12 protein-coding genes are annotated in these 15,234 nt (G+C 44.6%); 5 read left to right on the forward strand and 7 right to left on the reverse strand.

The genetic code is table 11. The annotated features are described in order from the left end of the window. Window positions 1–7 precede the first annotated feature (7 nt). From SDE_RS12825 to SDE_RS12855, 7 genes are all read right to left on the reverse strand, one after another. A complete protein-coding gene (locus SDE_RS12825; RefSeq protein ID WP_011468928.1) occupies window positions 8–793 on the reverse strand; it encodes a thioesterase II family protein in 786 nt (261 codons plus the stop codon). A gap of 41 nt (window positions 794–834) precedes the next feature. Further along, window positions 835–2,061: an MFS transporter gene (locus tag SDE_RS12830; protein WP_011468929.1), complete on the reverse strand. Its 1,227-nt coding sequence runs from the start codon at window positions 2,059–2,061 to the stop codon at window positions 835–837. 11 nt (window positions 2,062–2,072) lie between these two features. Continuing rightward, window positions 2,073–3,839: a fatty acyl-AMP ligase gene (locus SDE_RS12835; RefSeq protein ID WP_011468930.1), complete on the reverse strand. Its 1,767-nt coding sequence runs from the start codon at window positions 3,837–3,839 to the stop codon at window positions 2,073–2,075. Continuing rightward, window positions 3,832–5,559 carry an FAD-dependent monooxygenase gene (locus SDE_RS12840; RefSeq protein WP_011468931.1) on the reverse strand — a complete coding sequence of 576 codons (1,728 nt, stop codon included), beginning with the start codon at window positions 5,557–5,559 and terminating at the stop codon, window positions 3,832–3,834. Before SDE_RS12840 ends, SDE_RS12835 begins: the two co-directional genes overlap by 8 nt. A 9-nt stretch (window positions 5,560–5,568) precedes the next feature. Continuing rightward, window positions 5,569–5,826 (reverse strand): acyl carrier protein, encoded by a 258-nt coding sequence (locus SDE_RS12845; RefSeq protein WP_011468932.1) that lies wholly within the window; start codon window positions 5,824–5,826, stop codon window positions 5,569–5,571. A gap of 35 nt (window positions 5,827–5,861) precedes the next feature. After that, the gene (locus SDE_RS12850; RefSeq protein ID WP_011468933.1) at window positions 5,862–6,122 is read right to left on the reverse strand and encodes an acyl carrier protein; all 261 of its coding nucleotides are present in this window, start codon (window positions 6,120–6,122) and stop codon (window positions 5,862–5,864) included. Window positions 6,123–6,189: 67 nt separating this feature from the next. Continuing rightward, window positions 6,190–7,518, reverse strand: a complete 1,329-nt coding sequence (locus SDE_RS12855; RefSeq protein WP_011468934.1) for a beta-ketoacyl-[acyl-carrier-protein] synthase family protein — start codon at window positions 7,516–7,518, stop codon at window positions 6,190–6,192. A 2,022-nt stretch (window positions 7,519–9,540) separates the two neighbouring features. Here SDE_RS12855 and SDE_RS12860 point away from each other — a divergent pair. The 5 genes from SDE_RS12860 to SDE_RS21350 all read left to right on the forward strand — a co-directional run bounded on the left by SDE_RS12860 (window position 9,541) and on the right by SDE_RS21350 (window position 15,131). Beyond that, a complete protein-coding gene (locus tag SDE_RS12860) occupies window positions 9,541–12,450 on the forward strand; it encodes a ribonucleoside-diphosphate reductase subunit alpha (protein ID WP_011468935.1) in 2,910 nt (969 codons plus the stop codon). Window positions 12,451–12,564: 114 nt separating this feature from the next. Continuing rightward, entirely contained in the window at window positions 12,565–13,836 is a 1,272-nt protein-coding gene (locus SDE_RS12865; protein ID WP_011468936.1) for a ribonucleotide-diphosphate reductase subunit beta, read from the forward strand. Window positions 13,837–13,917: 81 nt separating this feature from the next. After that, window positions 13,918–14,127: a hypothetical protein gene (locus SDE_RS12870; RefSeq protein ID WP_011468937.1), complete on the forward strand. Its 210-nt coding sequence runs from the start codon at window positions 13,918–13,920 to the stop codon at window positions 14,125–14,127. A 42-nt stretch (window positions 14,128–14,169) separates the two neighbouring features. After that, window positions 14,170–14,643 carry a hypothetical protein gene (locus tag SDE_RS12875; protein WP_011468938.1) on the forward strand — a complete coding sequence of 158 codons (474 nt, stop codon included), beginning with the start codon at window positions 14,170–14,172 and terminating at the stop codon, window positions 14,641–14,643. A 2-nt stretch (window positions 14,644–14,645) separates the two neighbouring features. After that, the gene (locus tag SDE_RS21350) at window positions 14,646–15,131 is read left to right on the forward strand and encodes a DUF6231 family protein (RefSeq protein WP_011468939.1); all 486 of its coding nucleotides are present in this window, start codon (window positions 14,646–14,648) and stop codon (window positions 15,129–15,131) included. The last annotated feature ends 103 nt before the right edge of the window (window positions 15,132–15,234 follow it).

Below are 15,234 nucleotides of genomic sequence, written 5' to 3' on the forward strand. Positions count from 1 at the left end.
GCTGTCACTAGGAAGTGAAAAACTCGTCAATTTGCACTTTTTTTGTGGTTTCCAGTGCGTTTTTGCTGCTATATATCTGGCTGTAAAAAGCGTGTTCTGGGTCATTCACAAAAAAGTGATCACCCTCTAGCAAATGCAACTTAAAGCCTTTTTTCGTTAGCTCGCCCCAGCGTTCAGACTCTTTAATGCTAATGGCAATATCGCCATCTGCTGCTACGAATTCTATTGGACACGCCACCAAACCGTCACACTCTGCGTAGGCTTGCTCATTTAGCGTTAGGTCGCTGCGCACCAACTTCATAAAACGCGCAAGCACGTATTTATCGGCCGCAACGCTGGGACTTATGCCCCCTAATGTATTCAAGTAACGAAACAGTGTTGTATCACTTTGTTGGGACAGCTCCACCGTATAAGGCAAATGCACAGGGCGGCGCGCCGCCACGACAATTCTAGAAGGCGCCTGCTTTGCCCTTAGCCTTTGGGCAACCAATACTGCTTGCGCAGCGCCAAAACTATGCCCGTAAAATTCATAATCCCCTTGCGCCAGCTCACCTATGTCTTCCACAAATGCTCCAACCAGCGCTTTTAAAAAGGTAGGCATAGCCTGCTCGCTTTTAAACTCCCTTCCCGGAAGCTGCGCCGCCCAAATTTCTACATCGTCGGGCACTCGCTGGTGCCATTTAGAATAAAACGACGCTCCCACCCCAGCAGGAGGAAAGCAAATTACCTTTTTACGCACTGTTTTACGGGGCCTAAAGCAAATAAAATATTTGTTTTCTGTCGTTTTAATCATGGCTACATCAACCCACTCTCTATTGAATACTGTCTAAAACGTTATATCGCCGCATCGTTTACAGCCGGTGAGACATCCACCGAACGCTGTTTGCTCGCTAGCTTCAATCGCCGCTCAATAAACCAAATAGCCACCGGAATAAGCACTAAGCTTGCAATCGCAATTAACCCCAACTGTTTAAGGTTCATTAAGTTGCCTTCAGCATCGGCATGAATAACAAAAAATGAAGCCGACGCGGCGAGCCCTGTTGCCAGATATTGGAAGAACGATTGCAGCGCACTAAAACCTGCTCGTTGGTTAGCCGCGGGGATTTTGCTGGCTAAAGACGCAGATGGAATCATTAACGCGGTAAAACTCACAAAGAATATTAAATGCAGTATTACCACCGGCCACGACACAGCAAAGATCATCCATAACGTAATATCTGCGGCCAACACTACTGCCCAGAAAGACCCCACCGTAAGTGCCGAATACTTGTCCGCTAACCTGCCCGTTATTAACACAAAAATAAGATTAATAATTCCGGTAGCTAAATACAGGTAAGATAAATCTGCCCGAGGAAAACCATAGTTAAATTGATTAATGGTTGACACATGAGGCACAATTAAAAATGCTGGAAATACACATATTCCAACAAGCAAAATACCTATGCCCATCTCTGGTCGTCGAATAAGCTCTCGCAAATCAAACAACCCTTGATTCGCTTCGCGGTGCCCCACGAGTTTTGGCAACTGCCAAACAATGGTGAGTAGCACTACAAAAATAAATGCAGCTAATAGGTAAAATGCACTTTGCCAACTGGTTTGATCAGAAATATAAAGTGCGAGCGGAATACCTAAAATAGCCGATAACGGAAAGCCCGCCATCACCATACCCAAGGCTTTACCACGCTGCTCTTGCGGCACCACATCGGCAACAATAGATACACCAATAGAGATCGCCATACCTCCAAACCCGCCAGCCAACACACGGGACAACAGCAAGCTAGTAAGGTCTGTAGATAGCCCGCCCATCGCAGTCGATAACAGCATACCGATAAGCGAGAACACTAGTACTTTTTTGCGATCGAATTTATCTAAATGCATAACAGATAAAAGCGATACCACGGCAGCAGATATGGTGTAACTACTCGCAACCCAAGAGATATGCTCCAATCCAAACCCCAGCCCAAGGGCCAAATCTGGGCCCATGGGCATGACTAATACAAAGTCTAATGCATTAATGAACTGCACCAGCACAACTAAAAAAACAATATGTTTATTTTGCATAATGCAACTCGTTATGTGGCTTGGCTAGTAGGCACAGGGCTTTCGATTGTTTCTTGCCAACTGGCAAGCACCTTTAATGTTTTTTGCTGGTACGCTTGTTTGCATGCCCTGCGCTGAATTTTTCCGCTAGTGGTGCGCGGAATAGAAGCGGGCATTAGCAACTGAATATCGTGCACTTTTACACCATACTGAGCAGAAACAGATCGGCGAATAGCATTGAAAATTTCAGGCGCATCTATATGCTTTAAGTGTGAACGCCTAACGCTTTGAACAACAATGAGCCTTTCGTCGCCATCCACATCCAAACTAAATGCAGCACCGGCACTGGGTGATAAGGCCGGGTGACAGTTCTCGACAATTTCTTCAATATCTTGCGGGTAACAATTGCGACCGCGTACAATAATTAGATCTTTTAATCGACCGGCAATGTACAACTCATTATTGTAGAAAAAGCCCAAGTCGCCCGTACGCATGTATGGGCCATCGACGGTTTCGTTAATATAGGCGTTAAATATTTCGCGGGTATCTTCCTCTTTGCGATAATACCCCATCGCATTTGTTGGCCCTTTTACCCATATTTCGCCAATACTATCGGGCGCACATACTTCACTAGATACAGGGTTAACTATTTTCACTTCGGTCTGCTGAACAGTTACACCACTACTTACAAATACTTGCCCCTCTTCGCCTGCTAACAAGGGTAAAACTTTGTTGCTCGCAAGCGCTTTTGCATCCACCGTTAAGTGGTTAGGGTATTCGCCAAGCTTTGTTGCAGTAACTTTTAATGTTGCCTCAGCCAAGCCGTAACACGGTGTGTGCATCTCCGCTTTAAAACCGCACTCGGCAAATGCTTGGGTAAAGCTTTGCAAAGTAGATTCGCGCACAGGTTCAGACCCGTTAAACATCACTCTTAGCGAGCTTAGGTCTAAATCTTTTTTCTGTTCATCAAGCACTTTTTCTACGCACATAATATACGCTGAGTTAGGCCCACCAGAATGCGTAGCTCGATAATCACTTATTGCTTTTAACCACGTGTAAGGCCGCTGCGCAAATGCATTGGGGCTAAATAACACGGTGTGAAAACCGTTATACACACCCTGCATAAAGCCATAAATAAGGCCCATATCGTGAAAGATAGGCAGCCAAGAAACAAGCACAGTATCTTCTGAGTGATCCCAACTGGCGTCGATATCAGAAACGTTATAGATAACATTTCCGTGCGATACCATTACGCCCTTTGGAGTACCAGTTGAACCCGATGTGTATTGATAATAAGCAACCGTATCGCGCTCTTGAGCAACGAGCTTCCAATCGTTAGCTAAGCTTGCTTCCAATTCGTCTGAGATCAGCCACTGCAAACTCGCTACTTCTGGCATTCTGTCGAAGCGCTTTTCCAAGCGGTCGTAACTTTCTCTGTCGCACAATACATATTGCGCTCCAGAGTCCTGCTGAATAGATTTTACTCGCTTGTATACTCGGTCATTTTGCGGAACAAATAATGGTACTGCGCGCACGCCAGCATACATACAACCCCACAGCGCACACATGTGCTCTATACCCTGAGGATAAAGTAATAACGCAGTCGGGTTTGGTGTATTTTCCTGTTGCAAGCGAGCCGCTATTTGGCGCGCACGCTCATCCAGTTCACGAAAAGTAATTTGATCTGTTTCATCTACGCCATCTTTTAAAAAGGTAAACGCAACTTTATTTGGCATTTTTTGAGCACGCCATTGCAATAAATCAACTAGCGTTTCAAATTCGTTAGGTAGCTTATCCATATAGCAACTCTCCTGTAGCCATAAATGAGGGATAGATTTTCTCCATATAGTCGAAACAGTGATTGAAACCTGTTTCCCTATAGCCTACATAGCGGTCTGGTCGACACAAATAAATGGCGGGCTTAGTTACACCAAACACCTGATGCAATACGCCGCTCTGATCACTTAACATTGATAACGGGCTGGGCTTTGCCTCGCTGGCGTTGCCGTACTGTACGATATGCGCCGTTACTAGCCCTTGATAGTTCTCATGCACTTTCGCCGCGACTTCATATGCCGCAGCCTTTTCTTCTGCTGAAGGCGAACGGCCAATAAAAATTAAGGCATTCCACTTGTTGCCTTTTATGAGTTCAAATAGGCGTTTACCACTAGACTCATCAACAATAGGGTCTGGAATGCGATGACCAGCCATAACACCCTTAGAGCCGCTCCACTTATCTTTAACTAACGGGCTTTCGCTGCCAACATAGTTAACAGAAAGCTGCATAACTTTTGAAACCAGCTTACGTCGGCCTGGGGTAACTTTAAGGATACGACTTAAGACAAAACCGCGCGCGTACTGAATAAAACGCGAAGGTGTGATAACAAGTTTTGTTACTTTATCTACAAAATTTACTATTTCTGTATCTGAAAATTCTCTTTCCTGCTTATAGGTATCGAGCAGTTTAGGCGAGCTATCGCCACGGCAAACGGCTACCAATTTCCAAGCAAGATTGGCGGCATCTTGAATACCCATATTCATGCCCTGCCCTAGCACGGGGCTGTGCACGTGAGCAGCGTCCCCCACTAAAAAGCAATTGCCTTTTGCAAGGGTTGTTGCCATTCGGCAATGAACTTGGAACCACTGCTGCGGTTCAGCAGGTGTAGATTTAACTTTGGCGGAGGGGTAAAGCTTTTTAAAGAAAGCCACGCACTCTTCTTTTCCAAATCGACCACCGCGAATTGGCTGAGCGTGTTCGTAATGATCTTTTTTCTCCTCTTCGGTAAGCGGCATACCCATGGTTACCCGGAAGCGCCCTTCGCCACCGCCAGCCAATGGCAGCGCAATAGCGTAGGCATTCTTTATTCCCAAAAATGTTATATCGTCGTGCGGAATATCCCATTCAATATCGAGATCACACACTACCCATTTAACAGGGTAAACTTTGCCAGGAAAATCAATACCCAGCCCTTTACGAACAGCACTGTGGCAACCATCACACCCCACTAAATATTTGGCATTGATGGTTTCTAACTCGCCGGTAATATCATTCTTAATAATTGCGGTAATACCCGCATCGGTTTCTTTAAACTCAACAAGTGAAGTATTCCATTCCACTTTATGATCGAGTTTCTTACTAAGATGGGTGTGTAAAACATCAATGGTATTTCCCTGAGTTACCATAAAGTTCCAGTTATATTTAACATGACTGGTATCGCAACCCGATGGATAATCTACACGGTATGTAAGCTTGGAGTTGTAATAATTACTCGCCGTATGGGCGATCTTACCGCGCTCTAGCAATGAAGGGGTTACCCCTACATCCTCCAGCACCTCTAGCGTGCGAGCATGCACACCAATTGCCCGAGAAATACTTGAAATTAATTTCTCACCAGGCTCATCGGTTTTATCTATTACTCGAAACTGAGTAAAGCCCTGTGACTTAAGCTGAATTGCCAGCGAAAGCCCAATCGGGCCAGCACCGACTACCAATACATCCGTATAGCTAATGTTAGACACACCACCACCTCACTTGTACAGGTTAGAGATTGAATCAACTAACTCGTTTATGCTGCCAAGCTCTTCCGACATGGAAGCTGGAAAACGAATGCCAAGCCAATCTTCCATTTGCCCTAAGAGTGAAAGCGTCTCCTGTGAATCCATGCCCAACTCAGTAAGATGTGCACTGCAATCTATATCGTCGTACGACATAATTAACATTCGACCAATGTTTTCTACCAACCACTGCTTTAACTCTTGTTTCGACACTTCAGCTACAACATCCATTATTCAAACCTCCTAATCGAGTTTTATCTACAGCCTTAAACAGCCTGAGCTTCGTTCGCATTTTCCACCACATAGGCAACAAGCTTTTCGATGGTTCCGTGCTCGTCAACAACTTTCGTTTTAAATTGCGTACCGAGTTTCTCGTTTAAATCGGCAATAATTGCCATGTGATCTTGAGAATCTAACCCCAGTTCAAAAAAGTTTGCCTGCGTTGAAATATCTTCTTCAGAAATCATTAGCAACTGGGAAACTTGGCTTACTACCCAACTGGTTAACTCTTGTTTTTGATCGCTCATAAATATACCCACCAATATAATATCGACGTATAGAAGTATTTAATTAAAAGAAAAACTTACACCGCAATTAAGCGGTGTAGCGTTTTAATACAGTAGTAATGTAAGGACCACAGAAACCAGAGGCATTTTTAATAACGTAATCGATGTCCGCATTGCGGTATTCATCGCGTACGTAATCTAAATCTGCGCACTCGGGATCAACTTCTTTTAAGCCTACGGTGGGAGGAACAACACCTTCTTGCAAAGAAATACATGCAGAAATTAACTCATGAGCAGAAGCGGCTTCTTGCGCATGACCAGTTGTACCTTTAATAGAGTTAACCAAGAATTTTTTGGAGGAATCGCCAAACACTTCGGCTATTGCATGGCTCTCTAAAACATCATTTTTGCGAGTGGACGTACCATGTGTATTCATATACACAGTGCTAGAGGCTAAAACCTCATCGGTCAAACCAGCATTTTCTTTCGCCAAACGCATTGCGCGAATGTAACCAGGCTTGCTAACATCAGCCAAATGGGTAGCAGTATCGGTACTGTGACCAAAACCTACAACTTCTGCATAGATATTGGCGCCGCGAGCTTTTGCATGCTCTAAGTCTTCAAGAATTAAAGCACCTGCACCTTCACCCAAAATAAAACCACCTCGGTCTTTATCGAAAGGTTTCATTGGGCGCTCTAAATCATTCTGCTGCGACATAGGGCCTTGTGCTGGCTCATCACAACATTCAAAAAAGCCAGACCAAGCAAGACCAGCAGAACATGCACCGGTAATGACCACATCTTGCGCACCACTCATAATTTCCAAATACGCAGAACGCATGCTAATACTTGCACTTGCACACGCACCAGCGGAGGGAATACCCGTACCTTCAATTCCGTATTCGTATGCAATAGTGCCCGAAAGACCACCTAGCGCACCATACTGGGTCAGCTCAAACACAGGTTTTGAACCGCGAATAAGTTGTGCGTCCCCGCTTGCAGCCGCATAGGTTACACCTACACGCTCCATATTTTCTTTTGATAAATCTAAACCAGAATCTTCCATAGCCAACTTTGCTGAAGCAATAGCGTAATAGATTGACCAGCCACCACGCTCAACACCAAAGTTTTCTATTTTGCGGAAAGTTTTAGGGTTAACAAATTTACTCACATCCAAGCCTTTAAAGCCTTCTGGAGCTTTGGTTAACTTCCCATCTACCAATTCAGGAACAAACACATCCATTTCGGCTGCGATTTTGGTTTTAAATTTATCAACCGGGTACCGCGTTACTTCTCTAAAATTAGTAACACCATGTTTTATAGACTCCCAGAAATCATGCTTACCAATTCCCACAGGAGAAATAGGCCCGATACCTGTAATTACTACGCGACGATTAACTGTATTTCGAATATCCATCTTCTCACCCCAAAGGTAAATAAAACACGAGCACTTAGCCCAAGAAAATAATAGAGCACCATCCCCCAACTCAAGAGGCGCCCTAAAAATAAGACCAGAAAAAAGTATTAGACTTATTAACTTAAATATTTTTTTACTTACAAATAATATTTAAGAAAAATAATTTATCTCTTCGCCGGTATATTTCGCGAAGAGATTCTATGGGTGACACACTCGATTGCAAACTATTTTTTTAATTAATTTTCACTGATACCTAGATTTAATTATTGGCGCGACAAATTAGATTTTAAAATCACTCTGCATTCACTATTTTTTCACCGGTAAAAAAATAGAAAAACAAACAGTAAAAAACAAATAACAATAAATATTTATTTTTATAACAAACAAAAAACATCAATAACAAAAAATACCTTAAAAAAACACAACAACAACCCAGTACTTTCTTACTAGAAACCAATCACCCAAACCCAAAAACACAAGCACCCAAAACACACATAAAAATAAATATTTGTCGTACCAACACCCACCACGCATACGGCGCCACGGCGGCCATCGACAACAATCAGAAAATATAAATGTAATAAAACACGAGTGGCGCGACAAAATTTAAAAATAAAATGCGACAGAGCCACAACAAAGGAAAGCTGACGAAAAACTTAAGAATAAAACAAGGCAGGAAACAGTAATCATTAAAATGAAGAAAAAGTAAAAACAAGATGAACCGCATAAATACAATATTGAACAACCTTGCCTCAACTGATTAATTACCCCACCCAATATTGCACAAATATTTCACCGCCTGCAGGTCAGTATAGGAGACAACCGAACAATCAAATCTGCACAACGAGCTTCACGCTGAAGCAAGCAAACCCAAAACTGATCACACTTACCATAACGTGAAGGCGAACGGTTAAAGCAGAAAATCAAACGCACCCAATTTGTGCGCTGTAGCGGGTTGCGTTATCAGGAACTGACACTTAGATGAATACAGAAATAGGCAGCGCTACAAATTGAACAAATGACCAGCGCATAACTTTTTTAGCCTTAACCACTACGCTTTACAAGCTACAGGTAATTTAACGATTGAAGCCAACAACTGAAGATCTGATCAAAAAACAATCATCTTCGTTTTAACCACCGAAAGACGCCCCCACCAACATTTATTACAACCTTTTAGCGGAGCTACCCCCTCCCCTTACTAGCACAATAAACTGTCGAATAGATCACCTATCCTACACCGTAAACCTGACCACAGCCTTCATTAAACAAAGAAGCCAGCATGCAGCCTATGAGAAACGGTTTAGCCACCACCAATGCTACTTGCCCGAGCGAAGAGGCTAATTTATATACACTAGATCTAGTAGTTGGCGCGAAAAGTAACGGGGCGCGACTAACGCTATAAACGAGCCCCCACTAAGAAGAAAATATTATAGATTGGCTGCTTTTTTGTGAAACCTGTTACAAGGCGCTAATAGCTGGTGATTGCAGATTAGTAACCACTGACACCACAGTTTACCCACACTTTATCCACAGGCTATGCGCACAAAAAGCTCCTTGCAATCGAGACCAAACCGCATTATCTTGTATCCAAATTCTCAGCCACCCCCATATATGGTGTTTATCGCAAAATAAAACACAGGAAACAGATGGGGTGTTTGGCAGCTAAGTAACGCGAAAGATGGGTGCAACGGATGTATTCAAACCCTAGCGCGGCAAGGCTTAGCGGCAAGATTACAGCCTTTTACTGGCGGTATGACATAAAAATAAAGCGATGCCCATTTAGCTTCTAGTAATTTTAAGCGCCAAATTTGGTTAGTTTTAGTGTTTTTATCAACCACTATATATAGTGGTTTTTAGACGCGCTCAAAACGGCAATTTATTGGCACTTTTTTGCGAAGCTATGCAGCGCTTTTGACGATGTCACTCTTTGATCTTGGCATCATATATACGTAATTATTTAGCACTACCATTTTCTTAACACTATCCACTTAATACGACTGTATTAATAGCGGGCACATATCTATGCAAACAACTGAAACGGAAAACACAGGTAAACCTCAGGGCTCCCCTATAGCAGACAATGCTTCTTCCTCTTCTACCATCAACGCTACAGCACCAGGCCAACTGCGCGTTATTAAACGTAACGGCACCGTTGTACCCTATACAGACGACAAGATCTCTGTAGCTATGACCAAAGCCTTTTTGGCGGTTGAAGGTGGCACCGCTGCTGCTTCACGTCGTATTCACGAAACAGTAGAAGGGTTGACCGCTCAGATTTCCGCGACGTTCAAGCGCCGCATGCCCTCGGGTGGCACCATCCACATTGAAGAAATTCAAGACCAAGTTGAACTTACATTAATGCGTGCGGGCGAACACAAAGTTGCGCGTGACTACGTTATTTACCGTGCTAAACGTGCCGAGCAACGTACCCCTGCCGTTAACGTAGAAGATGTAAACTTTAGCGATTTCCCCGAAATTAATGTTGTAGACCACAACGGCGATCGTCACCCTCTCGATATCGACCGTATTAAAACCGTTGTTGCAGAAGCGTGTGCAGGCCTTAAAGATGTGGATGCAGACGCTATATTAAAAGAAGCCATGCGCAGCCTGTACGACGGCGTATCGCTTACTGATCTGAACACCGCGTTGGTTATTTCTGCGCGTACTCTTGTTGAAAAAGAGCCTAACTACACTTACGCAACATCGCGCCTATTAATGGACAAGTTGCGTGCTGAGGCACTTAGCTTTTTGGGTATAGCTGAAGAAGCAACTCAAGCCGAAATGGAAACCCTGTACGCTAAAACGCTACCAGCTTACATTGAAAAAGGTATAGAGCTAGACCTCATCTCACCTGATCTAGCCTCTTACGACCTTAACATGCTTGGCAATGCACTTATCGCTGAGCGCGACTTGCAGTTCACATACTTGGGTTTACAAACCCTTTACGACCGTTACTTCCTGCACAGCAATGACGTTCGTATAGAATTGCCACAAATATTCTTTATGCGCGTAGCAATGGGCTTAGCGGCTAACGAAGAGAACAAAAACGAGCGCGCGGTAGAATTCTATCGTCTATTAAGCTCCTTCGATTACATGAGCTCTACCCCAACCCTATTTAACGCAGGCACATTGCGTCCTCAGCTATCATCTTGTTACTTAACCACAGTACCCGATGACCTACACGGCATTTACGGTGCGATGCAAGATAACGCCATGCTCTCTAAATGGGCTGGTGGTTTAGGTAACGATTGGACACCTGTACGCGGTTTAGGTGCGTACATTAAAGGCACCAACGGTAAATCTCAGGGTGTTGTGCCTTTTCTTAAGGTAGCCAACGACACAGCGGTAGCGGTAAACCAAGGTGGCAAGCGTAAAGGTGCAGTATGTGCGTACTTAGAAACGTGGCACATGGATATAGAAGAGTTCTTAGAGCTGCGTAAAAACACCGGTGATGACCGTCGCCGTACCCACGATATGAACACCGCTAACTGGGTACCCGATCTATTCATGAAGCGCGTATTTGAAGAGAAAGAATGGACCCTTTTCTCGCCAAACGACGTACCCGACTTGCACGACCTATTTGGTAGAGCATTCGAAGACCGTTACGAAGAATACGAGCGTCAAGCAGCAGCGGGTAAAATTCGTGTACACAAAAAAGTGCGCGCCTTAGACTTATGGCGCAAAATGCTAGGCATGCTGTTCGAAACAGGCCACCCTTGGATTACCTTTAAAGACGCCTGTAACCTGCGCAGCCCACAACAACACGCCGGTGTGGTTCACTCTTCTAATTTGTGTACCGAAATTACTCTCAACACCAAGGCTAACGAAGAAATTGCAGTATGTAACCTAGGCTCTATTAACTTGGCGCAACACATTGTTGACGGCAAGCTGGATGAAGAGAAGCTTGCGCAAACGGTAAAAACTGCAGTGCGCATGCTAGATAACGTAATTGACATTAACTACTACGCAGTGGAAAGTGCGCGCACCTCTAACATGCGCCATCGCCCAGTTGGCTTAGGCCTTATGGGCTTCCAAGACGCGCTATACAAAATGAATATCTCCTATAGCAGCGACGACGCCGTTACCTTCGCCGACCGCTCTATGGAAGCTATCAGCTACCATGCTATTAAAGCGTCTAGCGAATTAGCCAAAGAGCGCGGCAGCTACTCTACTTTTGATGGGTCTTTATGGAGCAAAGGTATTCTGCCTTTAGATTCCCTCGACCTATTAATAGAAAACCGTGGCGAGAAATTCATTAAAGTTGATAAGTCGTCTACCCACGACTGGGATACCCTACGCGAAACTGTTAAAACTCAGGGTATGCGCAACTCTAACGTAATGGCAATTGCACCTACAGCTACCATTGCCAACATTACTGGTGTGTCGCAATCTATCGAACCTACTTACCAAAACCTCTATGTAAAATCGAACCTTTCCGGCGAATTTACAGTGGTTAACCCTTACTTGGTTCACGATCTAAAAGAGCGCGGCCTATGGGATTCGGTAATGGTTAACGACCTAAAATACTACGAAGGGTCTTTGCAAAAAATTGATCGCATACCAGAAGATTTAAAAGCGCTTTACTCAACGGCGTTTGAAGTTGAGCCGCGCTGGATTGTAGAAGCGGCAAGCCGTCGTCAAAAATGGATTGATCAGGCTCAAAGCTTGAACCTTTATATTGCTGGCGCAAACGGTAAAAAGCTCGACATCACCTATCGCATGGCGTGGTACAGCGGCCTTAAAACCACTTACTACTTGCGCGCACTGTCGGCGACAACTACAGAGAAATCCACAGTTACCTCTGGCACACTTAACGCAGTATCATCCGGTGGCGGCGCGAGCCAAAGCGCAGCTGCAGCAGCAGAACCTGCACCTGCAGCGGTTCCACTAGCTTGCTCTTTGGATGACCCAGATTGCGAAGCTTGCCAGTAACGGTCTCGGGGGAGAGCGTCAGTTGTGCGGGGGCTTAGCCCCCGCCACAACACCCCACAGCACTCAATCAGCTTTATTACATTTTGAATTCACCACGTACACCAGGATTGCACCATGCTTAATTGGGACGATTATCAAGAAGAAGACACCACCAGCGCGACAGCGAAAGAAAAAACTGTTGCTCCCGAAGTAGCCAAGGCGAGCCTAGACACCTTAAAGGCTGCCCCAGCGGTTGAAGAGCCCCCTGTAAACTACGAAGCCTCCAAAGAGCCTATCCCTGCAGATGCTGCCGAAGCGATTGCTTTAGCACAAAAAGCGATTGCGGAAATGGACCCCACTCTAGGGCTAGAAGAATTGGAAATTGGCGCAGAGCGTATTGAAGTTGACGATAAACGTATGATCAACTGCCGCGCCGACTTAAACCAACTGGTACCTTTTAAATATGATTGGGCTTGGCAAAAATACCTAGATGGTTGTGCAAACCACTGGATGCCACAAGAAGTAAACATGACCGCAGACGTCGCCACATGGAAAAGCCCCGATGGCCTTTCTGAAGATGAGCGCCGTATTATTATGCGTTCACTGGGCTACTTCTCAACAGCTGACTCGCTTGTTGCAAACAACTTGGTATTAGCCATTTATCGCCACATTACCAACCCTGAAGCGCGTCAGTATTTGTTGCGCCAAGCGTTTGAAGAAGCCATTCACACCCACGCCTACCAATACTGTATTGAATCTTTAGGCATGGACGAAGGTGAAGTATTTAACATGTACCGCGAAGTACCTTCGGTAGCTAAAAAAGCCGCATGGAGCATTGCACACACACAAGGCATGAGCGACCCAACGTTTAAAACAGGTACTCCAGAAGCCGACCAAGAATTGTTGCGCAACCTGATTGGCTTCTACGTAATTACAGAAGGTATCTTTTTCTATTGTGGTTTTACCCAAATTTTATCTATGGGTCGTCGCAATAAAATGACTGGTGTTGCCGAGCAGTTCCAATACATTCTTCGCGACGAATCTATGCACCTTAACTTTGGTATTGATGTAATCAACCAAATTAAATTGGAAAACCCGCACCTTTGGACTGAAGAGTTCCAAGCGGAAACCAAGCAAATGATTCTGGAAGGCACCGAGCTAGAGATCGCTTACGCACGTGACACCATGCCACGCGGTGTACTCGGTATGAACGCTGCCATGATGGAAGAATACCTACACTTTATTGCCAACCGCCGCATGGCGCAATTGGGCCTAGCAGAAGCTTACCCCGGCGCGAAAAATCCATTCCCATGGATGAGCGAGATTATGGATTTACGCAAAGAGAAAAACTTCTTTGAAACTCGCGTAATTGAATACCAAACAGGTGGCGCGCTAAGCTGGGAGTAACCTCCCTACAGTTACTCGCCAACTTCTGTATTATTGCTCCCCTTTCGGGGAGCATTTAATTTACAAACGTGGTAACTAACAATGAAAGATAAGGACACCCAATTAGAGAAAATTACAATACCAACAGATACCAACGAAGAAATAAACAAACAAGATTTAATACAGCTATTTAAAGCGATAGAAAAACTAAATAACAATATCGACGTACTGAATAAAATGATGGCACGTACCAACGCAGCCACTAGGCAATTCCGCGATGAACACCAGCGTCCACCCAAAATTATTCATTGATATTCAAAAACAATAATACGAATTATCAATAAAGGCTTAGTGATGCTTGGATTTAAAAAGCAGTTAGCGTGCACAGACGACAATACGTCAACACGACCAACCGATTCCGAACCGCTCCCCTCTCTTTGTTCCAAAATCGAAAAGCTTAGCGCGTTCAACCAGCTTAACCACGTAGCCCTAGATACCAAGCAACTAATACGCAGCCTGCGCTATGTACGCGACGATTTAAAAATACTTCATCCAAAGCTTAACTTACCGAGTGGCCGCATAATACGCTGCTTAGTGCAAAGCGCCTTACATTCTGGTGCCCCAATAGAAGGCACACGTAACTACAACGAGCAATTAATCGCTTTGTTACAGCATATTTTGCACCGGGGCGAGATTGAATACAGTATTAGACATTGTTTTAAAGACCTAGATGGCGTAATGCCACTGTTTCCTAACAATGAACTCTATGGCCCGCAGCATGTGCGCCATTTTGCCACCAGAGCACTCACTCACTTGGGCGCAATATAAGCATGGAGCCCATTCCTGCAACGCAAACCAAACCTATAGATTGGACTCTTATAACCCGCCTAACCATCGAATTAGGCCACAAGAGCGTGCTGGTTTGCACATCAGAGCAGAGCGAACAACCTCCAGGCGATGAACTGCCAACAATCAAAACCCTGACTGCCGATACCGCACAGCAGCATCAGCACACAGAAGCACTCGTAGTGGTTTACGACTGCATAGATACTCTATCGCCAGCAAACGGCCAAATGCTACTGGGGCACCTTAAAAACCTCATTTCCCCCAATATATTGGTAGTAACCCCCACACAGTCCAACTGGAAGCTCACCGACTTCATTGCCATGGGGTTTAAAGCCATTAGCAGCCCCCTGCTCAAACAAAACGGCTACACTGGTTATTACTACGATCTATGCACTTATAACCACAAACGCACTTGGAATAATCCCAAATTTTGGGCAAACCCTGAAAACTTCAATAAATTTCGATGGTAAGCGTTATTTTTTTGACTACACTCATTAGTAGGTTACAGAATTAATAAGACGCCACCGCATTAAGCTATACATAGGCATAACCCTTACCACCCACAACAGTATC

Source organism: Saccharophagus degradans 2-40, from assembly GCF_000013665.1.
In the GTDB taxonomy this organism is placed as follows: Bacteria; Pseudomonadota; Gammaproteobacteria; order Pseudomonadales; family Cellvibrionaceae; genus Saccharophagus; species Saccharophagus degradans.